Annotated in this window: 21 protein-coding genes; 8 read left to right on the top strand and 13 right to left on the bottom strand. The window is 64.2% G+C overall.

The genetic code is table 11. The features are described from left to right. Nucleotides 1-17: 17 nt before the first annotated feature. Entirely contained in the window at nt 18-1280 is a 1263-nt protein-coding gene (locus IVB54_RS37530) for an NAD(P)/FAD-dependent oxidoreductase (protein WP_018456025.1), read from the bottom strand. A gap of 296 nt (nt 1281-1576) precedes the next feature. Here IVB54_RS37530 and IVB54_RS37525 point away from each other — a divergent pair, with 296 nt between their 5' ends. Continuing rightward, nucleotides 1577-2749, top strand: coding sequence for an ABC transporter substrate-binding protein (locus tag IVB54_RS37525; RefSeq protein WP_018456026.1), 1173 nt, complete (start codon nt 1577-1579; stop codon nt 2747-2749). Between the two features lie 169 nt (nt 2750-2918). Here IVB54_RS37525 and IVB54_RS37520 read toward each other — a convergent pair whose 3' ends face one another. From IVB54_RS37520 to IVB54_RS37475, 10 genes are all read right to left on the bottom strand, one after another. Next, on the bottom strand, nt 2919-4790 hold the full coding sequence (locus IVB54_RS37520) for a sugar phosphate isomerase/epimerase and 4-hydroxyphenylpyruvate domain-containing protein (RefSeq protein WP_018456027.1): 1872 nt from the start codon (nt 4788-4790) through the stop codon (nt 2919-2921). Further along, entirely contained in the window at nt 4787-5845 is a 1059-nt protein-coding gene (locus IVB54_RS37515) for a Gfo/Idh/MocA family oxidoreductase (protein ID WP_018456028.1), read from the bottom strand. The genes IVB54_RS37520 and IVB54_RS37515 overlap by 4 nt, the downstream gene beginning before the upstream one ends. After that, on the bottom strand, nt 5842-6579 hold the full coding sequence (locus IVB54_RS37510; RefSeq protein WP_018456029.1) for an ABC transporter ATP-binding protein: 738 nt from the start codon (nt 6577-6579) through the stop codon (nt 5842-5844). Before IVB54_RS37510 ends, IVB54_RS37515 begins: the two co-directional genes overlap by 4 nt. 10 nt (nt 6580-6589) lie before the next feature. Continuing rightward, nucleotides 6590-7333 (bottom strand): ABC transporter ATP-binding protein, encoded by a 744-nt coding sequence (locus tag IVB54_RS37505; protein WP_018456030.1) that lies wholly within the window; start codon nt 7331-7333, stop codon nt 6590-6592. After that, nucleotides 7330-8328 (bottom strand): branched-chain amino acid ABC transporter permease, encoded by a 999-nt coding sequence (locus IVB54_RS37500; protein ID WP_018456031.1) that lies wholly within the window; start codon nt 8326-8328, stop codon nt 7330-7332. The genes IVB54_RS37505 and IVB54_RS37500 overlap by 4 nt, the downstream gene beginning before the upstream one ends. Next, entirely contained in the window at nt 8325-9200 is an 876-nt protein-coding gene (locus IVB54_RS37495; protein ID WP_018456032.1) for a branched-chain amino acid ABC transporter permease, read from the bottom strand. Before IVB54_RS37495 ends, IVB54_RS37500 begins: the two co-directional genes overlap by 4 nt. 97 nt (nt 9201-9297) lie before the next feature. Next, nucleotides 9298-10428, bottom strand: a complete 1131-nt coding sequence (locus IVB54_RS37490; RefSeq protein ID WP_247776992.1) for an ABC transporter substrate-binding protein — start codon at nt 10426-10428, stop codon at nt 9298-9300. A 55-nt stretch (nt 10429-10483) separates the two neighbouring features. Then, nucleotides 10484-11362, bottom strand: coding sequence for a shikimate dehydrogenase (locus IVB54_RS37485; RefSeq protein ID WP_018456034.1), 879 nt, complete (start codon nt 11360-11362; stop codon nt 10484-10486). A gap of 143 nt (nt 11363-11505) precedes the next feature. After that, nucleotides 11506-12444 (bottom strand): LysR family transcriptional regulator, encoded by a 939-nt coding sequence (locus tag IVB54_RS37480; protein ID WP_018456035.1) that lies wholly within the window; start codon nt 12442-12444, stop codon nt 11506-11508. Nucleotides 12445-12776: 332 nt separating this feature from the next. Next, entirely contained in the window at nt 12777-12953 is a 177-nt protein-coding gene (locus tag IVB54_RS37475; RefSeq protein WP_018456036.1) for a hypothetical protein, read from the bottom strand. Between the two features lie 167 nt (nt 12954-13120). Here IVB54_RS37475 and IVB54_RS37470 point away from each other — a divergent pair, with 167 nt between their 5' ends. The 7 genes from IVB54_RS37470 to IVB54_RS37440 all read left to right on the top strand — a co-directional run bounded on the left by IVB54_RS37470 (nt 13121) and on the right by IVB54_RS37440 (nt 18446). Beyond that, entirely contained in the window at nt 13121-13849 is a 729-nt protein-coding gene (locus IVB54_RS37470) for a LuxR family transcriptional regulator (protein ID WP_018456037.1), read from the top strand. A gap of 83 nt (nt 13850-13932) precedes the next feature. Continuing rightward, nucleotides 13933-14592 (top strand): acyl-homoserine-lactone synthase, encoded by a 660-nt coding sequence (locus IVB54_RS37465; RefSeq protein ID WP_018456038.1) that lies wholly within the window; start codon nt 13933-13935, stop codon nt 14590-14592. Between the two features lies 1 nt (nt 14593). After that, a complete protein-coding gene (locus IVB54_RS37460) occupies nt 14594-14812 on the top strand; it encodes a hypothetical protein (protein WP_026233073.1) in 219 nt (72 codons plus the stop codon). Between the two features lie 309 nt (nt 14813-15121). Next, nucleotides 15122-16039: a branched-chain amino acid ABC transporter permease gene (locus tag IVB54_RS37455; RefSeq protein WP_007615745.1), complete on the top strand. Its 918-nt coding sequence runs from the start codon at nt 15122-15124 to the stop codon at nt 16037-16039. Further along, nucleotides 16036-16980: a branched-chain amino acid ABC transporter permease gene (locus IVB54_RS37450; RefSeq protein WP_018456041.1), complete on the top strand. Its 945-nt coding sequence runs from the start codon at nt 16036-16038 to the stop codon at nt 16978-16980. The genes IVB54_RS37455 and IVB54_RS37450 overlap by 4 nt, the downstream gene beginning before the upstream one ends. Beyond that, nucleotides 16973-17740 (top strand): ABC transporter ATP-binding protein, encoded by a 768-nt coding sequence (locus IVB54_RS37445; RefSeq protein WP_018456042.1) that lies wholly within the window; start codon nt 16973-16975, stop codon nt 17738-17740. The genes IVB54_RS37450 and IVB54_RS37445 overlap by 8 nt, the downstream gene beginning before the upstream one ends. After that, nucleotides 17733-18446 carry an ABC transporter ATP-binding protein gene (locus IVB54_RS37440; protein WP_018456043.1) on the top strand — a complete coding sequence of 238 codons (714 nt, stop codon included), beginning with the start codon at nt 17733-17735 and terminating at the stop codon, nt 18444-18446. Before IVB54_RS37445 ends, IVB54_RS37440 begins: the two co-directional genes overlap by 8 nt. A gap of 166 nt (nt 18447-18612) precedes the next feature. Here the strand turns inward: IVB54_RS37440 and IVB54_RS37435 are convergent, their stop codons facing one another. Beyond that, nucleotides 18613-18978 (bottom strand): hypothetical protein, encoded by a 366-nt coding sequence (locus IVB54_RS37435; RefSeq protein WP_039799580.1) that lies wholly within the window; start codon nt 18976-18978, stop codon nt 18613-18615. Between the two features lie 293 nt (nt 18979-19271). After that, complete coding sequence (locus tag IVB54_RS37430; protein WP_247776991.1) at nt 19272-20708, bottom strand: glutamine synthetase family protein; 1437 nt, start codon at nt 20706-20708, stop codon at nt 19272-19274. Nucleotides 20709-20887 lie beyond the last annotated feature (179 nt).

Below are 20887 nucleotides of genomic sequence, written 5' to 3'. Positions count from 1 at the left end.
GAGAGGAAGAAGAAGCCCTACACCACCTTGCTCGATCCCTGCGTGATCAGCCGCGCAGCGCGCTGGTCGCGGGCGTAGATCCAGAGCCAGCTCAGGGCGACGCTGAGGCGATGGCGCAAGCCGATCAGGAAGTAGATATGGGCGATGCCCCAGATCCACCACGCGATGGTGCCGCGCAGCTTGATGCGGCCGAAGTCGATCACCGCGAGCCGCTTGCCGATCTGCGCGAGGCTGCCGGAGTGCTTGTAGCGGAACGGGCCTGTCGGCTCCTGGCGCAGCCGGGCCTTGATGGTCTCGGCCACGTGACGGCCCTGCTGCTTGGCGGCCGGCGCGATGCCGGGCACAGGCTTGCCGTCCCAGGCGTTGATCAAAACGGTGTCGCCAATTGCAAAGATCTCGGGATGACCGGGGATCGTAAGATCGGCCTCCACTTGGACGCGCCCGGCGCGATCGGCCGGTGCGCCCAGCCATTCCGCCGCGGGCGAGGCGCGCACGCCGGCGGCCCAGATTCGTGTCTTGGCTTCGAGCAGCTTGCCGCCGAACACCACGCCCTCGCGGTTGATCTCAGTGACGGCTTGGCCGAGCACGACCTCGACGCCGATCTTCTCCAGCGAGGCCTGGGCATAGGCCGAGAGATCATCTGGAAAGCCTGCCAGCACCCGCGGACCCGCCTCGATCAGCACGACGCGCGCCTTGTTGGTGTCGATGTTGCGGAAGTCGGCTGGCAAGGTGTGGTGCGCCATCTCGGCGATGGTGCCGGCGAGTTCGACGCCGGTGGGGCCGGCGCCGACGATGACGAAAGTCAATCGTGCCGCGCGTTTGGCCGGATCGGTCTCACGCTCGGCGCGCTCGAACGCCACCAGGATATGACGGCGCAGCGTGGTCGCGTCCTCCAGTGTTTTAAGACCCGGCGCCCATTGCTCCCATTCGTCGTGGCCGAAATAGGCGTGACGCGCGCCGGTGGCGAGCACCAGCGTGTCGTAAGGCACCTCGCTGCCGTCGTCGATCAGCACGCAGCGCCTGTCGGCATCGACGCCGCTGACCGTCGCAAACAGCGTCGTCACATCGCGCCGGTCGCGCATCAGGTGCCGGACCGGCCAGGCGATCTCGCTGGTGGCGAGCGAGGCGGTGGCGACCTGATAGAGCAGCGGCTGGAACAAATGATGGTTGCGGCGGTCGATCAGCGTGATCTCGACCGGGCTGCCGGCGAGCCGGTGGGTCGCCTCCAGCCCGCCGAAACCGGCTCCGACGATGACGACGCGGTGCGGTGTCGTGGTCATGATGCGCCCCTCCGAATCTCGCGGCTCTATCCTCATCTAAACGCTGATCAGGCGCCGCGGTCCAATAGCCGTCGTCAATCGAGGCATAGGCCGGATGTATCGCGCCCGCGAGAAAGCGCCGCAGCCTTAGCCGAAGTAAGTAGAATTATATTTCTTGCTATCGCCGTTCGGGGCGAAATATGGTGCAGGGCGGGCGCTGAACCATTGGCGGCGCGACAGATTTTGCGTTCAATAGAGATGACCCCGGGGCGGCAATCACCCTGCTTCCGGGCATAATAATATGGAGGGGAGTGGTTATGAGGACGGCATTCTGGCTGGCGGGCGCAGCGGCGCTGGTGCTGGCAGGCCCGGCATCCGCCGGCGACACCATCAAGATCGGCTTCGTTTCGACCTTCAGCGGCCCGACCGCCGTGATCGGCAACGACATGCGCAATTCGTTCGAGCTCGCGCTGGATCACATCGGCCGCAAGATGGACGGCAAGCCGGTCGAGGTGATTTACGAGGACGACGGGCAGAAGCCCGACGTCGGCAAGCAGAAGACCGAGAAGCTGGTGCAGTCCGACAAGGTCGACTTCATCGTCGGCTACATCTGGTCGAACGTGCTGCTGGCCTCGCTCAAGACCGCCGTGGACTCGCAGACCTTCCTGATCTCGGCCAATGCCGGTCCGTCGCAGCTCGCGGGCGAGCTCTGCTCGCCTTACGTGTTCTCGACCTCCTGGCAGAACGACCAGACGCCGGCCGCCATGGGCCTCTACATGAACCAGAAGGGCGTCAAGAGCGTGTTCCTGATCGGCCCGAACTACGCCGCCGGCAAGGACATGCTGGCGGGCGTGAAGAGCACGTTCAAGGGCGAGGTCAAGGGCGAGGAATACACGGTCTGGCCGAGCCAGCTCGACTTCTCCGCCGAGCTCTCCAAGGCGCGGGCCTCGGGTGCCGAGTCGATCTTCGTGTTCTATCCCGGTGCAGCCGGCGTGCAGTTCCTCAACCAATATGCGCAGGCCGGGCTGAAGAGCACGATGCCGCTCTACACGGCTTTCACCGTCGACGAGCTGTCGCTGCCGCTGCAAAAGGAGAACGCGCTCGGGGTGCCCGGTGCGCAGGAATGGGTGAATGATCTGCCCAACGAGCAGAACAAGCGCTTCGTCGCCGACTATCGCAAGAAGTACCCCGGGCTGCGTCCGACCTATTACGGCGCGCAAGCCTACGACGCGGCCCAGCTCATCAACAGCGCCGTGGTCGCGGTGAAGGGCGACACCAGCAAGAAGGACGCGATGAAGGCCGAGATGGAGAAGGCCAACTTCAAGTCGCTGCGCGGCCCGTTCAAGTACGGCAAGAACCACATCCCGGTGCAGAACTTCTACCTCCAGGACGTGGTCAAGGACGGCGAAGGCCAGCTCTCGCTGAAGACGGTCGCGACCATCGTCGAGAACGACCAGGATCGCTTCCACGACAAATGCGCGATGAAGTAGCCACAAGCACGATACCCCTTCTCCCCTTGTGGGAGAAGGTGGCGCGAAGCGCCGGATGAGGGGTTTGTTTCCGCGTATTCAAAAGTAAGGTCTCGCGGAGAGAACCCCTCACCCGTCTCGCCGCTTTGCGGCAAGCCACCCTCTCCCACAAGGAGAGAGGGAAAGTAAGCTACACGCGCGGCATGCTCGCGGGCCGCACCTCGCGCGCTTGCGCGGCAAGCCTGATCCCGGCATTGGCCGCGCCGAAGCCCTGATAATCCCGCCGCTCCACGATCTCGAAGAAAAACCGCTCGTCGAAGATGTGGGTGTAGACCTGGAAAAACTCTCCGTCGCCCTCGCGGTCGTAGAGAATGTGGTTGGCGCGCAGCTGCCTCATCAGCTCGGGTGCGAGGTCGTATTTGGCTTCGACGTCGTCGTAGTAATTATCCGGGATATCCAGGAAATCCGCGCCGCGCTTGCGCATCTCCGCGACTGCCGCAAAGATATCCCGGCACGTAAATGCGACGTGCTGCACGCCCGAGCCGAAAAACTCCGAGATGAAGCGGGCCGGCAGCGTGCGGTTGGCGGATGAGCCGTTGAGCACGAAGCGCAGGCTCTGGTCGCCGTTGATGACGGCCTGGCTTTGCACGAGGCCCCTGGGATCGGCGATCTCCATCTGCGGCAGCCGCTTGAGGTCGAGGATGCCGGTGTAGAACAGCAGCCACGACAGCATCTCGTCATAGGGCATCGACTGCGCGATGTGATCGACGGCCAGCAGGGCGTCCGCGCGAGCGTCGCTCGGTACCTGTTCGAAATCCGTGTCCCAGTTCTTGCCGGCCTGGTCCAGGAAGTAAAGCAGGCTGCCGCCGACGCCGTGGATCGCGGGAATCTCGAGCTCGCCCGGCCCGACCGGCTGATAGAAGGTGCGCGCTTTCAGTGTTTCGGCGCGCTGCATAACGAGGCCGGCATTGTCGATATCGAGCGCGATGGCGCAGACGCCGGGGCCATGCGTCACGTAGTGCGAATGCGCAAAGCCGTCGGTCTCGGAGTTGACGACGAGCTCGACCTTGCCTTGCGACCAGCGCTCCACCGCCTTGCTGCGATGCTTGCCGGTCTTGCGGAAACCGAGCTGCGCGAGCAGGCGGGCGAGTTCGCCGGCCTTGGTCTCGTTGACGGCAAACTCGATGAATCCCGTGCCGCGACTTTTGGGCTTGGGCGCCAAGGGTTCGCCGATGAGCTTTGGCCAATCCGGTGCAAGCTGGTCCTCCAGCAGGATCAGCGAACGCAGGCCGTCGACCGCGGTCTGCACGGCCGAGCCGGCACGGAATTGGTCGTTGAAGATCTCCAGCGACAGCGGCCCGGCATAGCCGGTCGCCGCGATCGCCGCCATGAACTCGCCGACCGGCAGGTCGCCCTGGCCGGGGAAGGAGCGGAAGTGCCGGCTCCACGACAAGATGTCGAGCTCGAGCTTCGGCGCATCTGCAAGCTGGACCAGGAAGATCTTGTCGCCGGGGATCGAGGGCATCGCGCGGACCGGAAAGCCGGGGGCCAGTGCGTGAAAGCTGTCGAGGATGACACCGATCGCGGGGTGATCGGCGCGCCGCACGATCTCCCAGGCATCGCGGTAATCGTTGACGTGGCGTCCCCAGGCCAATGCCTCGTAGCCGACGCGCAAAGACCGTTTGGCCGCGCGCTCGCCAAGCTCGCGAAAATCATCCGCGGCGCGGTCGATGCCGCCGAGCGCGGCCGGCGACACGTTGGAGCAGATCAGCAGCAGATCGGTGCCGAGCTCCTGCATCAGGTCGAACTTGCGTTCGGCGCGGGCAAAGTTTCGCGAACGCTGCGGCTCCGGCATGCCTTCGAAATCGCGGAACGGCTGAAACGCACAGATCTCGAGATTGAGGTCCCCGCAGAGCTTTGCGATGTCGCGCGGACCTGCGCCGAACGACAGCAGATCGTTCTCGAAAATCTCGACCGCGTCGAATCCGGCGGATGCGATGGCGCGGAGCTTTTCGTCGAGAGCGCCGGAGAGTGAGACCGTTGCGATCGAGCGTTTGGTCATGCTGCCTGCTCCATGATTTGGCCCGGCGATATCTTCTGGCCCGTGCGTGCCGCTTCGCTGACGGCTTCGACGACCGCAAGTGTGCCCATTGCGTCTTCGACCGCGATCAGTGGTTGTTCATGGCCCGCGATCACGGCGAGGAAATGCCGGAGCTGCTCGGCCAATGGATCGAATGCCGGCGGCGTGATGGTCTCGCGCGACAGCGGCGCGTGCCAGCCGGGCTCTCGCGCGTAGGACCAAAGCTCCATATTCGGCACGGACAGCGAGCCCGCGGTGCCGGAGAGGATGTAACAGGGCTGATCCCGCTTCGGGTACGCAGTGTTCTCGCCCGAGGTCAGCTCCCAGCTCCATGGCGCCGGCGTTGCGTCCGACACGGTCGCCGTTCCCAGTGCGCCGTTGGCGAAGCGCAGCAGCAACGCGGCGGTGTCCTCGACGGCGAAACCGCGAACCTTGTTCGACGTCAACGCCTGCACCTCGGTGATCTCGCCGCAGATGAATCGGAGATTGTCGATGTCGTGGATCAGGTTGATGAGCAGCGGGCCGCCCCCATGCTCGCGCCGCCACGCCACATCAAAGTAATCGTCGGGCTTCTTCAGGAGCCACAGTCCGACCACAGCCGTGAGTTGGCCGAGTTTGCCGGTCGCCACCGTCTCGCGTGCGGCCTTGATGATCGGATTGTGCCGGCGGTGATGGCCGACTAGCATCGGCACGCCGGTCCGCCTGATCGCCGCGCACAGGCGCTGCGCGGCCGCGACCGTATCGGTCACCGGCTTCTCGATCAGCGCGGGCACGCCGGCTTGGGCACAGTCGAGCACCATCTGGAAGTGCAGCGCGTTCGGTGAGGCGATGATCAGGCCATCAGGCTTTTCCTGCGCCAGCAACGTGCGGTGATCCGAATGCCAGGGTGTGGTGCGCGTCTGCGCGAACTCTTTTGCGGCAGGCGAAGGGTCGGCGATGCCCGCCAGCACGCAGTCTGGTGAAGCGTTGATCAATTCGATATGGCGGCGGCCGATCAGGCCGGCGCCGGCAACGGCGATGCGCCTTGGCGCGCTCATGCTGCGCTCTCCTCCATGGCGCCGCCGAGGAAGAGCTGGCCGATCCGCGGGTCGTTCAAGATGCGCTCCGCCTTGTCGACCATGCGGGTCTGGCCGAGCTCGAGCACGATCCCGATGTCGGAAATCTCCAGCGCCGAGCGGGCGTTCTGCTCGATCATCAGAATGGTGACACCGCGGTCGCGCAAGCTCTTCAGGATGTCGAAAGTCTGCTGCACCATCAGTGGCGACAGGCCGATTGAGGGCTCGTCGATCAGAACGAGCTTCGGTTCGAGCAGCAGCGAGCGGGCGATTTCGAGCTGTTTCTGCTCGCCGCCGGATAGCGTGGAGGCCTGCTGCGTCGATTTCCGCCGCAGCGCCGGGAACAGGTCGAGCGCGGCCTCGATCCGGCTCTGCAGGTCGATGCCCTTGCCCGCCGAAACGCCTCCGAGCTCGATATTGTGGCGCACCGACAGCTCGGGAAAGATGTTGCGGCCCTGCGGCACGTAGCAGATGCCGGCATTGAGCAGCGCGCGCTGGCTCAAATGGGTGACGTCGCGGCCGGCGAAGTTGATCTTGCCCTCACGCAGCTTGAGCAGGCCGAAGATCGCCTTGAACACGGTGGACTTGCCGGCGCCGTTCGGGCCGATGATGGTGGTGATGGTGGCCTGCGGCACGGCGAAAGTGGTGCCGTTCAGGATCGTCATCTTGCCGTAGCCGCCGACGAGATTGTGAACCGAGAGGATCGGATCGCTCATGGCTGGTTCCTCAATGTCCGAGATAGGCTTCGATCACGGCGGGGTTCTTTCGCACCTCGTCCGGTCGTCCCATCGCCAGCACCTTGCCCTCCGCCATCACCATCACGCGGGAACACAGCGACATCACGAATTCCATGTTGTGCTCGATCACGACGAAGGTGGCGTTCTTCTCGCGGTTGATCGCCACCAGCCGCTCCTTCAGATCCGTCAACATCGACGGGTTGACGCCGCCGGCTGGCTCGTCGAGCAGCACCAGGCGCGGTCCGCCCATGAAGGCCATGGCGGCGTCGAGCAGTTTTTGCTGGCCGTAGGAGAGCCCGCCGGCCGGCTCGTCGGCGAGATGATCGAGCTTGAAAAAGCCGATCATCTGGTTGGCGGCCTCCGTCAGTCCGGCATCGGAGCGGCCGACCAGGCGCGAGGCCATGCTGCCTTGGTGCTCCTGGCCTGCGAGGATCAGGTTCTCGCGCACCGAGAGTTTGGGGAACACCTGCAGGAGCTGGAAGGTGCGGCTGACCCCGAGCTTGTTGAGCTCGGCGGGTCGCAAGCCCGTGACGACCTTGCCGTCGAGCTTGACCTCGCCGCCGCTCGGCGTGAGCTGGCCGAGAATGCAGTTGAACAGGGTCGACTTGCCGCAGCCGTTCGGGCCGATCAGGCCGAGGATCTCGCCCTCGCGGACGTCGAAAGAGACGCCGCCGACGGCGCTGATGCCGCCAAAATTCTTCTTGATGTCGGTGACTTCGAGGACCGCGCTCATTGCACTGTCTCCAGCCGGGACTTTGCGACGGCGCGCTGGGCGGAGGCCGCCTTGGTGCGGCGTTCGGCGAGATAGCGGTCGAGGATTCCCAAAATGCCGGTCGGCGACCAGATCAGCAGCCCCATCACCGCGATCGCGTAGAGCATCAGATAATAGCCCTCGGTGAAGCGCAGCCACTCCGGCAACAGCACCGCGATCATCGCGCCGAGGAACGGACCCAGGAAGAATCCGGCGCCGCCGACGATCACCATCATCAGGAGGTCGAGCGAGAGCGACAGGTTGAACGGCACGGGATCGATATATTGCGTCAGCGGCGCATAGAGCGCCCCCGCGACGCCGCCGAGCGCCGAGCCGATCGCGAACGCCATCAGCGTATAGCGCCGCGTGTCGACGCCCAGCGACTGCGCCCGCAGCGGGTTTTCGCGCAGCGCCATGAAGGCGCGGCCCCACGGCGAGCGGATCAGCCACCACACCGCGAGCGACACGATAGCGAGCGAGCCGAGACAGACATAGTAGAACGGCAGCGGCTTGTTGGTCGCGATGCCGAAAATGTGCGGACGCGGAATATTGGAGATGCCGTAGATGCCGCCGGTGAGCCAGCTCTCGTTGCGAAATACCAGGAAGGCCAGCGTGGAGAAGGCGAGCGTGACGAAGGCGAGGTAGTGATGCTGCACCCGCAGCGCGGGATAGCCGAGCACCCAGCCGACCGCGAAGCTCAAGCCGATCGCGACGACGATCGCCGCCGGCAGCGGCCAGCCATGCGTGGTCATGATCGCCGCGGCGTAAGCGCCGATGCCGACGAAGGCGCCCTGCGCCAGCGAGACCTGGCCGGCATAACCGAGTGTGAGGTTGAGGCCCATTGCGGCGATGGCCATCACCGCCCACTGGCTCAGGATGAACAGGCCATAGCGGTTGAAGTTCATGGGGACAACGATCAGCGCAGCGACCACGATGAGGCCGAACGCGATCTTGAGAGGTTTGGCGAAGCCGCTCATACGGTGCGCTCCTCGGCACGGCCGAGCAAGCCCTGCGGTCGGAACAGGATGACGGCGATCAGGAAGATCATAGGCACGGCGGCGCGGTACTGCGTTGAAACATAGGCGGCCGCGAGATTGTCGAGCACGCCGATCAGGAGGCCGCCTGCGATCGCGCCGCGCACCTGGTTGAACCCGCCGACGATCGCGGCGATGAAGGCGGCCTGGCCCAGTACCTCGCCCGACGTGAATTTCGCGAGGTAGATCGGCGTGATCAACAGCGAGGCGAGAGCGACCAGGAACGCGTTGATCAGGAAAGTCAGGAGAATCATGCGCTCGACCGGGACGCCGATGATGCGCGCCACCGTCGGGTTCTGCGCCGCCGCCTGCATCTGGTGGCCGAGCGAGGTGCGGTTGAGAAGCGCAGTCAAGCCGAAGACGGCAAGGATGGCGAGGACGAGGACGCCGATGCTTTGCAGCGAGACGGCATGGCCAAGGATGGAGACGTCGCCGGTCGGCACGATCGAGGGGAAGGGTGAGGCTTCGGCGCTGAAGAACTGCTTTACGGCCTCCTTGAGACCGATCGCGAGCGCCATGGTCGCGATCGCGAGCGGCAGCACGCCATGGCGCAACATCGGATCCACCAGCAGCATCTTGAAGGCGAGGCCGAGCAGGAGCATCGAAAGCAGGATGCCGAGGATGATCGCGAGCCAGAACGGCGCGCCGGCATGCATCGCCGCCAGCATCAGGAACGCCGGCAGCATCACGAACTCGCCTTGTGCGAAATTGATGGTCTGCGAGGTCTGCCACAGCAGCGTGAAGCCGACCGCGACCAGCGCATAGATCGCGCCGGTGGCAAGTCCAGCGACCAGAAGATCGAACAGATTGGACATTTTCCCCTCTCGGCGCTCGCGCTCTGTCTCCCCGCTCTCCTCGCTCGTCCTTCTCCCTCTCCCCGCGAAGGGCGGGGCGAGGCAGAAGGGCAAGACCTCACTTCACCTTCGGCAGCACCTGCTTCACGACTTGCTTGCCTTCGACCACCTCGACCAGAAAGCTCTGGCGGTCGATGTCGCCGGTCTCGCTGAAGGTGACGTCCATCAAGATGCCCGGCTCGTCGGCGGCCTTGATGGTCAGGCCATGCAGGGTGTCGGCGAACGCCTTGGAATCGACCTTGCCCATCTTGTCGGTGGTGGCCTTCACCATGTAGACCGCGAGATAGCCTTTCAGCCCGTTATGGTCGGGCACGTAATTGTACTTGTTCGCGAACTTGTCGCGAAACGCCTTGATCAGGTCGACCGGCGCGTCGGTGGTGAGACCGACATGGCCGCGCGCGCCGTTGGCGGCATCGCCCGCAAGCTCGATCACCTTCTGGCCGATCAGCGTGGTCTCGCCCATCAGCGGTGCGGTGACGCCCTGGCGCTTCAGCTCCTTGAGGATGCGTGCGCTCTCTTCCTCGTTCAAATAGACGAATACGGCGTCGGGATTGGCGGCCTTGATCTTGCCGACGTCGGCGGCGAAATCGGCCTGGCCCGCCTCGGTGGAGAGATCGGCGACGACCTTGGAGCCGAGACGGTCGAGCTCCTTGACGACGACATCGCGGCCGCCGCGGCCAAAGTCATTGTTGACCCAGACCACGGCGACCGACTTCGCCTTCATGTCGTCGTGAATGTATTTGGCGACCTTCGGCATCGAGGATTGCTGGCCGAACGAGGTGCGGAACAGGAATTTGTTTCCGCCTTGCGTCAGCTCGGCGGCTTCGCCACCCATGATCTGCGCGATGCCGGCTTCGGCCGCCAGCGGCGCGGTCACCTTCACCGAGCCGGAATAGCCGGGTCCGAGCAGCACATAGGGCTCGGCGTCGAGCGCCTTCTGCACCTGCGCGCGCGCGACGCCCGGGTTGGATTGCGAATCCGCATGAGTGACTTCGAGCTTGCGGCCGAGCACGCCGCCCTTGGCGTTGATCTCCTCGATCGCGAGGTCGATGCCGTTCTTCCAGTTGGTGCCGACGGTGGCGCCGCCCCCGGAAAGCTCGGCGACGTCGGCGAGCTTGATCGCCTGGGCGTGCACGCTGGTTGCAGTCGCGAAGGCAAGCAGGGCGCCCGCCAGCAAAGTCGATTTCATGGTTTCTCCTCCTGTTTCGTGATGGTGTCCGCGGCCTTGTGTCCGGCCGTTTCGGTTACGCTGCGTGATAGGCCGAGCTTCGTGCCGCCATCACCTCGTCGAATGCCTCTCCCATGATCTCGGTGGATGGGGCAAGGCCAGTGAACAGTTCGAAAGCGTCGGCGGCCTGGTAGATCGCAAGCTCCCGTCCGGTCATGATCCGCGCGCCCTTGGCTTGGGCAGCCGCCAGCAGCGGCGTGATCAGCGGCGAATAGACGGCGTCGGCGACCCACAGGTTTTGACGTAGCAGCGTCGGCGCGACCGGCGTTTCCCGGTTCGGCAGCATGCCGACCGGCGTGCCGTTGACGAGGCCCGTTGCGCCGTCGAGCGCGGCCTCGACGCTTGCGGCGACCCTGGCGCCACCCTGTTTGTCGAGCAGCGCGGCGAGTTTTTCGGCGCGTGCCGGCTCGCTGTCGAAGATACGGATGTCGGTCACGTCAAGGCTCGCCAGGGCAAACGCGATCGCCTTGCCGACGCCGCCGGTGCCGATCACGGCGACTGCGTTTCCAGAGGCCGCCAGCAGCGGCGCGACGGCGCGCGCAAAGCCCGTCGTGTCGGTGTTGTGGCCGATCAGCCGGCCGTTCCTGACGACGACGGTGTTGACCGCCCCCATGGCGGCGGCACCCGGTGCCAGTTCATCGAGCAGCGGGACCACCGCCTCCTTGTAGGGAAAAGTGACGTTGACGCCGGCAAAGCCGAGCCGCCGCACGCCCTCGAGCATCATGCGGAGCCCGCCCGCGTCGGCGCCGGCGACCTCGATGAGCTGGTAATGGCCGCGCAGCCCAAGCCCCTCCGCGGCGCGCTCATGCATGGCAGGGGAGGCAGAATGCGCGATGGGTGCGCCGATCAGGCCGGTCAGGAGCTTTTTGGGTGCGGCGGGTCCGCGCTTTGACATGGTTCGCTATCGTCTCGTTGGGAGCGTTTGATCCCGGCCTTTAGCGGGGAGATCCGCCCAATTCCAAGGGGCTTCCCCCAGGAACGATAGCCTTTCCTCGGCCTAACACAATTACCCTTTTGTGCTGCAAACCTAACATAATGTTATCTCTTCCGCGCCCGTGGCGGCGCGGCCCTGCCTTTGCCCCGCGACGGCTCGACCGCGCGCATCTCCGCGCGCAGGGACTCGATGAAATACTCGACATGAAGCGACAGCGGCGCGCCGCGCTTCACCGCGATATAGGTGTCGAATCGCGTCGGCTCGGTGATCTTGATCAGCTCGATGCCGGGATAGCCCCCATGGGCCACCGTGAACTGGTCGATGATGGCGATGCCGAGCCCCGCCTTCACCAGCGCGCAGACCGTGGTGCCGAAGCGGGCGCGGATGGTGATGTTGTACTCGAGGCGGTGGCGCGCGAAGATCTCGGCCATGATCCGCCCGTAGGGATCATTGGGATCGATGCCGATCAGCGGATAGCGCGTGATCTCGGCGGCGGAGACCTGCTTGCGGCCGGCGAGCTCGTGGCCCGGCGGCACGATGCAATAGAGCTCGCCCGAGGCGAGCGGCATGAAGTCGAGCCCGGAATGCTCCAGGCGATAGCTCATCGCCACGCACTCGCCGCGGCCGAGCATGAGATAGTCGATGGCTTCCTCGAGCTTGAGGATGTTGATGTCGATGCCCAAATCCGGATAGCGCCGCCGGACCCGCTCGATCGCGCGCGGCACCATGACTTGCGAAATGCTCGGCACCGAGCCGATGCGCAATTCCGACAATCCGCCGCGCCCGATCTTGGAGATGATCTCGGAGAGGTCGTCGACCTTCTTGTAGACGCCGTTGATCTGCTCGAAGATGTTCTCGGCTTCCGGCGTCGGGAAATAGCGGCCGTTCTGGCGCTGGAAGAAGCGGATGCCGAGCGAGCGCTCGGTATATTTCACCAGGCGGCTGATGCCCGGCGCCGAAACGTTCAGCAGCTTCGCCGCGCCGCCGATCGTGCCCGTCACCATCACGGCACGGATCACTTCAACCTGGCGCAGCGTCATCATGTCCTGGGCATCCGAAGGTAATCGTGGTCGGCGCTGCCTTTCCCTCTTCCCTTGTGGGAGAGGGCGGATCGCCGCGATAGCGCGAGGCGGGTGAGGGGTTCTCTCCACGCACGAGCCTCGCGCATTTGAACGCGTGGAAACAACCCCTCATCCGGCGCCATAGCCGATGCGAAGCGTCGGCGTTTTGTTTTAAGAACGGCGGCCGAAGGCCGCCTATGCCACTTCTCCCACAAGGGGAGAAGGAAGGAAACATTCGCGTTCGGTTGTTCGGTTCAGATCAGAGGAAGGCATGGCGCCGAACGGACCGTTCGTGCGCTCACAGCAATTGCGTGCTAGCTCGCCGGTCCGTCCGGCGTGGCGCTCTCTGCCGGCTTGCTGCGCTCGCTTTGCAGCACCCCGCGTGCGAACTCGATGATCTTCTGCTTGTTTGCCGTTTCGCGGACGGCGAAAAATACGCGGTTGAGTTCCAGGCCGAGCACGCTGTTGAGGGCGATGTCCTCGTCTTCCATCGTGGTTTCCCCGCTTCAGACATTGTAGGTGTATCTTGACGTCCCTTCTTCCACAAGTAGATTAAGCCTTCGGGGTCAATGGGATACCGGGAAACTACGGAATCCGTGAATTGAGGCAGTGCCCCAAGACGTGCTATATCGCACAGCGAGGGTCAGGAAACGCACCGATGTCCGCCGTGGATTATGGCCGGGAAGCGCTCGACTTCATCGAGGGGCTTGGGGCCTATCGCAAGGTGCCCGACGCCATGAATGCGCTCGAATCGGCCTTTGGTCGCTTCGGTTTTGAAACTATCATCGTGACGGGGTTGCCCAATCCCGACCAACAGTTTGCACAGATGGTGCTCGCCAAGCGCTGGCCCGCGGGCTGGTTTGGTCTCTACACCGAAAATAACTACGACCGTTTCGACCCGGTGGTGCGGTTGTGCCGCCAGTCAGTCAACCCGTTCGAATGGTCGGAAGCACCCTATGATGCGGAGCTCGAGCCGAACGCGGCCGAGGTGATGAACCGCGCCACCGATTTTCGCATGACGCGCGGCTTCATTGTGCCGATCCACGGACTCACCGGCTACGAGGCCGCGGTGTCGCTCGGGGGCGTCCATCTCGACCTCAATCCCCGCAGCAAGCCGGCACTGCACCTGATGGCGATGTATGGCTTCGACCACATTCGCCGTCTGCTCGATCCAGCGCCGTATCCCTCGGCACGCCTCACCCCGCGCGAGCGCGAGGTGATCGCCTGGGCCTCGCAGGGCAAATCGGCCTGGGAAATCGGCGAGATCCTGCACATCACGCAGCGCACCGCCGAAGAGCATCTTGCAACCGCCGGGCGCAAGCTCGGAGCCGTCAACCGTACGCATGCGGTAGCACTGGCGATTCGCAACAAGATCATCAATCCCTAAGCGACGTACTGGGAAATTTCCCAATACCGAACCATCCTCTTTTCGCAGAGGGTGCCCTCCATTGAGGATGAATGGGGGTTTTCATGATTCACGCCATTTCTGCAGTAAATCGCCACCTTTACGAAGATGTACTCGATCAGCATTTTCGGCTGCGGCACGACATCTTCGTCGAAGAGCGGCGCTGGGAGACGCTGCGCAGGCCGGATTGCCGCGAAATCGATTCCTATGACGACGAGGACACCGTTTATCTGCTTGCGCTGGAGGGACGCCGCGTCATCGGCGGTCACCGGCTCTACCCGACCACCAAGCCTTCGATGATGAGCGAGGTCTTTCCCCATCTGGCAGCGGTGCGCGGCTACCCGGTGGATCCTCTGGTCTGGGAATGGTCGCGCTACTTCGTCGTGCGCGATCGCCGCGACGGCGCGCTCAACCTGCAACTGATGGCGGCCGTGCAGGAGTTCTGCCTCGGTCAGGGGATCGCGCAGGTCAGCGCGATCATGGAAACCTGGTGGTTGCCGCGCTTTCATGAGGCCGGCTTCGTCGTGACCCCGCTCGGTCTGCCGGCACTGGTGGAGAACGCATGGACCATGGCGGCGACGATCGACATTCTCCGCGAGACGCTCGATGCCCTGCATGATCGCATCGGCGTGCCTTCCATCGTCCAACAGGACGGTCCGCGTATCAATTGCATCGCCCTTGCCAACCTCTGCGGCCTCGCTGCCGCGCAACGAAAGAGCGCCTGAGATGTCGAACATGATGCGGGACAGCCAGATCATGGCGCAGATCAAGGACGAAAATCTGGGCTACATGTCCGACATGGCGCTCGAACTCGCGCAGATGGCGGAAGACACCGGATTGGCGACGCTCGCCTATCTGTTCCGGATGGCGGCGCTGGAGGCCTCGACGGCCAACAGCGTGCTTGCCGAGCCGGATGACCTTCGCCGGCAGATGACGTCGCACTAGGCGTCTCCATCCACACGTTGCGACGAATTCACACCCTCTCTCCCGCAACGGAGGGAGGGTGATCCGTTTGGGTGCGGCAGGTTGACCCATCCTGCGCGGCAGTCTTCTTGCAAGACCGATTGCAGGGCCAGGACCGATCGGATGCATCGGCATGCAACAAAGTGCATGTTGGGTGTCGAATCGCTCTTGCCTCGGAACGATACTGCCATTACCCATTTTTCCGCCTTGTCCAGGCAGGGGGAGCTCTTTCACTGATGGCGACCGTGTTCGAACATCGGCGCGAACCTGCGTGCGCCTGAAAGAGTTTTGATGCTGCTCGTCGTCGAACAGTTCTTGAACGGATTGCAGTTTGGCCTGCTGCTGTTCCTGCTCGCCGCCGGCCTGACGCTGGTGTTCGGGATCATGGATCTCGTCAACCTCGCGCACGGCTCGCTGTACATGATGGGCGCCTATTTCGCCGCGACCTTCGCAGCCTGGACCGGCAGCTTCCTGCTCGGTGCGCTATTGGCGCTCGGCGCGACGCTCGTGCTCGGCATCGTGCTCGAGATGACCGCGCTGCGGCATCTCTACGGACGAGACCATCTTGACCACGTGCTCGCGACCTTCGGCCTGATCCTGTTCTTCAACGAGGCCGTGCGGCTGATCTGGGGGCCGGCCGGCCTTGCGCTGCCGCTGCCGGCCTGGCTCACCGTGCCGGTGCCGATCCTGCCGGGCATTCACTATCCCGCTTATCGCCTCGCCATCATCGTCGTGGCGCTGCTGGTTGCGCTGCTGCTCTATCTCGGCGTGATGCGCACCCGCATCGGCATGCTGATCCGGGCCGGCGCCTCCAATCGCGAGATGATCGGTGCGCTCGGCATCAACATCAAGCTGCTCTACACCCTGGTGTTCGGTCTCGGTGCCGCGCTCGCGGGCCTTGCCGGCTTGATGCAGGCGCCGATCCTCACCGTGCAGATCGGCATGGGCGAGAACATTCTGATCCTCGCCTTCGTCATCATCGTGATCGGCGGTATCGGTTCGATCCGCGGCGCGTTCCTGGCCGCGATCTTCGTCGGCATGATCGACACCCTCGGCCGCGCCTTCCTGCCCAATCTGCTGCGGCAGGTGCTGAGCGGCGCCGCGGCCTCCACCGCCGCGCCCGCGCTGTCCTCCATGCTGATCTATCTGCTGATGGCTATCGTGCTGGTGGTGCGTCCGGAGGGGCTGTTTCCGGCCAACCGCCGATGAAGGCTTTCACTGTGAGCAAGGTCGTCACGGTCCTGCTGCTGACGGGTCTCGTGCTGCTGCCGCTCTATTCGCAAGCATCCGGCAACATCTTCATCCTGACGCTGCTCACCCGCATCGTCATCCTGGCCCTGGCGGCCGCGAGCCTCAACCTCATCATGGGTTTTGGCGGCATGATGAGTTTTGGCCACGCCGCCTATCTCGGCATCGGCGGCTATGCGGTCGGCATGCTGGCGCAGGAAGGCGTGGGCTCGGGCTTCATCCAGTTTCCGGTCGCGCTTGCGGCCTCCGCGCTTTATGCGTTGGTGATCGGCGCGCTGTCTTTGCGCACCCGCGGCGTCTATTTCATCATGATCACGCTGGCGTTCGCGCAGATGGCCTATTACGTCGCCTCGGGGCTGGCGCGTTATGGCGGCGATGACGGCCTCACCGTCTACAAGCGCAGCGACTTCTCCGGGCTGATTAATCTGTCGAACCGCACGCAATTCTATTATCTCTGCCTCGCCTGCCTGTTCGGCGTGGTCTTCCTGATCTGGCGCATCGTCAATTCGCGCTTTGGCCTCGTCCTGCAGGGCCTGCGCTCCAACGAGCAGCGCATGCAGGCGATCGGCTTTCCCTCGAAACGCTACCAGCTGGTCTGCTTCGTCATCTCGGGCATGATGTGCGGCCTCGCCGGCGCGCTGCTCGCCAACAACACCGATTTCGTCAGCCCGGCCGCGATGTACTGGACCCGTTCCGGCGACCTCATGGTGATGGTGATCCTCGGGGGCATGGGCACGCTGTTCGGTCCGGTCATCGGCGCGGTGGTGTATTTGTTGCTGGAAGAGTTCTTGTCGCAGCTCACCGAATACTGGGCGCTGATCATGGGTCCGCTGCTGCTGCTGATCGTGCTGTTCGGCCGCGGCGGCATCATGGGCCTGCTCGGGAGGCTCAATCGTGGCTGAGCCGCTGCTCCGCGTCGACAGGCTGGTGCGCCGCTTCGGCGGCATCATTGCGACGGACAACGTCTCGCTCGACGTTGCGGCAGGCGAGCTGCACGCCATCATCGGCCCGAACGGCGCCGGCAAGACCACGCTGATCAGCCAGCTCACAGGGCATCTGGAGCCGCATTCCGGCAGCGTCTCGCTGGCGGGGCGCGACATCACCTATCTGCCGGCCTATCGCCGCTGCGCGCTGGGCCTGGCACGTTCTTTCCAGATCACCTCGCTGCTGCTCGATTTCACCGCCGCCGACAATGTCGCGCTCGCGGCGCAAGCGCATGCCGGCACCTCGTTCCGCTTCTTCGCCGATGCACGCAAGGAGAAGGGCCTGCGCGATGCCGCGCATGCCGCGCTCGATCGCGTCGGTCTCGTCCATCGTGCCGATGTCCTGGTGTCCAGGCTCAGTCATGGCGAGCGTCGCCAGATCGAGCTGGCGGTTGCGCTGGCAAGCAAGCCGAAACTTTTGCTGCTCGACGAGCCGATGGCGGGACTCGGCGTCACCGAATCCCAGCGCATGGTGCAGCTGCTCCAGGAGCTGCGCAAGGAGGTCTCGATCGTCCTGGTCGAACACGACATGCCGGCGGTGTTTGCGCTCGCCGACCGCATCTCCGTGCTGGTCTATGGCCGCGTCATCGCCTCCGGCGATCCGGCCGCGATTCGGGCGAACGAGGACGTCAAGCGCGCCTATCTCGGCGAGGCCCATGTGGTGACGCACCATGGATGACACGCTGCTCGAGGTCGACGGCATCGAGACCTGCTACGGCCTGTCCCAGGTGCTGTTCGGCTTGTCCCTGTCGGTCAAATCAGGCGAGATGGTCTCGCTGATGGGTCGCAACGGCATGGGCAAAACCACGACCATCCGATCCATCATGGGCCTGACGCCGGCGCGCGCCGGCAGCATCCGCTTTGCGGGCTCGGAAGTGCGGACGCAGCCGTCCTACAGGATCGCGCAACTCGGTGTCGGCCTCGTCCCCGAGGGGCGGCAGATCTTCCCGAACCTCACCGTGCGCGAAAACCTTGTCGCGGCAGCGGCCGATCGTTTCGGCAGCAGCAATCCCTGGACGCTGGCGGCGATCTACGTGATGTTTCCTCGCCTGGCCGAGCGCGCTTCCAATATGGGCAACCAGCTCTCCGGCGGCGAGCAGCAGATGCTCGCCATCGGCCGCGCGCTGATGACCAACCCGAAGCTGCTCATCCTGGATGAAGCGACCGAAGGCCTGGCGCCTCTGATCCGCGAAGAGATCTGGAGCTGCCTGTCGCTGCTCAAGAGCCGGGGACAGTCGATCCTGGTCGTCGACAAGAACGTCGACCACCTCGCCCGCATCTGCGACCGCCACACCATCATCGAGCGCGGCAAGACGGTATGGAGCGGCACCTCGGACGAGCTGTTGGCTGAGCCGGATCTGCAGCACAAATATCTAGGGATTTGAGGGTGAGGGCGCGATGCTGGGCGCCGCTCATACGTTATCGTCCTGGCGAAAGCCAGGACCCATAGCCACCGAATTCAGTTTGGCGAAGATTGGCGGTTAGCAGCCGCGTGCGACAACTTTTCCCTGGGGTAATGGGTCCTGGCTTTCGCCAGGACGACATTGGCAATCACCAGTAAATCCCGTGCCGATGCAGTTCGCGAATCACGCGGGCCTCGGTGGATGGCTGGCGACGTTTCGGCTTGGTCATTTCTCTTGTGCTGGCAATCGGCGCGGCACTGGACTGAGTTGCGGCCGGAGCGATCGCGGTTGTCGTCGCAGTCGCTGCCGGAGACGTTGAAGCTGCGGCCGTGGTCGCCGTCTGGACATTCGTGGGTGCTGCCGCCGGAGCTTGTGGCGGCGTGGCTGCTGTCGTTCCCGGCTCGGCGGTCTGCTGGCTCGCATTTGTCGCCGCAAGGCTAAGGCTCCGTGGTCCGCCGGCATAGGCCTGGCTTGCCAGCAGCGACATTGCCGCGATCAGGATCAGCTTTCGCATGACACCCTCCGTTCGCTAGTCAATCGCTCTTACCTAAATCCGCTGGGCCTCTATCGCGACGAGCGACCCGCCCCGATCTCAATCAGAGTGGCGCGGCAGGACAGGCGATAGATCAAACTGAACAGATGACCCCACATGACCGAACTCCTTTGTTGATCACGGAGCAAATCTACATCGCCCGTCTTTCCGGCGGTTTTCGTGGGCCTTGGAAAATGGCTTCGTCGGGAGCGGTGAAATGTCGTCGGAACTGAGCGGACGAAGTCGCCTCACGGGGAGGTGAGGGCGTGTCTGGCTCAAAACACCTCGAAATATTCGCGGTGCTCCCAGTCGGTCACCTCGGACAGGAAGCGGTCGATCTCGGCATTCTTGATGTGGGTGTAATAATCGACGAACTCAGGCCCGAGCTTTTCGCGGAAGAACGGATCGTCCTTCAGCGCGCTGACCGCGTCGCGCAGCGATTTCGGCAACAGCGGCGCCTTGGTTTCGTAAGGCGTGTCGGCCGACGGGCCGGGATCGAGCTTGCGGTCGACCCCGTCGAGGCCGGAGAGGATCTGCGAGGCCATGTAGAGATAGGGATTGGCGGCGGGCTCGCCGATGCGGTTTTCCAGGCGCGTGGCGGCGTCGCCGGCGTCGCCGAGCACGCGGATCATCACGCCGCGATTGTCGCGGCCCCAGATCGCGCGGTCCGGCGCCAGCGAATAGGAGCGGTAGCGCTTGTAGCCATTGATGGTCGGGGTGGTGAACACGGTCGACGCGCGGGCGTGGTCGAGCAGGCCCGCAAGCCAGGCGCGGGCGAACGCGCTGAGCGGCTCGCCGCCGTCTTTGGCCATGAACTGGTTCTCGCCGCTCGCGCGCGAGACCACCGATTGGTGCAGATGCCAGCCGCTCGCGAACAGGTTCGGCAGCTTCGGCCGGCACATGAACGTGGCGTGATAGCCCTGGCGGTGCGCGATCTGCTTCACGGCAGAGCGAAACAGCACCATGTTGTCCGCGGGCTCAATGCCTTTCTTCGGGGCGAAGGTGAATTCGCACTGGCTCGGCCCGAACTCCACCTCGACCGAGCGCAAGGGCAGACCGAGCGCGACGATGTCACGCCGCAAGATCTCCAGCACCGGCTCCATCTGGTCGAAGCGCTGCTCGGTGAGGTATTGATAGCCGTGGCTGAGCAGGCTCACCGAAGGCGGTGTGCCGGGCTGGCCGGCATCCTCCGGGCGCATATGCGGATCGTCGAGCTTGAAGATGTGGAATTCGACCTCGAGGCCTGCCACGAAATCATGGCCGCGACTTGCGAGCTCGTCGAGCACCTTGCGATAGAGCCCGCGCGTCGCGAACGGCACGGGACGGCCGTCGTTGAAATAGAGGTCGCAGAGAACCCAGCCCGTGGTTGGCGCCCATGGCAAAACGCGAAACGTCGTGGGATCGGCGACCATCAGCACGTCGGCCGCGCCCTCCATCTCCTTCATGCCGAAGCCGCCGCCTGACGTGAACACCGGAAACACCGTGCGGTGCGAGGTGTCCTTGGCGAGCATGGTGGTGGTGATGGAGCAGCCGCTCTCCAGCGAGGCGATCGCCTCGGAGGCGACGATGGTCTTGCCGCGCAAAATGCCGTGCTGGTCCGGGAAGGCGAGGCGGATGACCTCGAGATTCTTCTCGTCGACGATGCGCCGCACGCGCAATGCGGCGTCCTTCTGCTCATCCGACCACAGCGCATGACGCGCGACGAAAGTCACTTTGGCAGTTCCTTCTTGCTCGGCGAGAGTATAGCGCACACTGTCATCGTCCGCGAAGGCGGACGATCCAGTATTCCAGAGACGTCCGTGTGTTCACGAGAGGCCGCGACGTACTGGATGCCCCGCTTTCGCGGAGCATGACAGCGGAGAATGTGGAGCCGCCGTCTCGCCTCGCTAGC

Origin of the sequence: Bradyrhizobium sp. CW1 (assembly GCF_023100665.1) — a bacterium.
GTDB classification, from domain to species: Bacteria; Pseudomonadota; Alphaproteobacteria; order Rhizobiales; family Xanthobacteraceae; genus Bradyrhizobium; species Bradyrhizobium canariense_D.
Note: the sequence above shows the minus strand (reverse complement) of the source record. Positions and strands in the feature narration are given on the sequence as shown.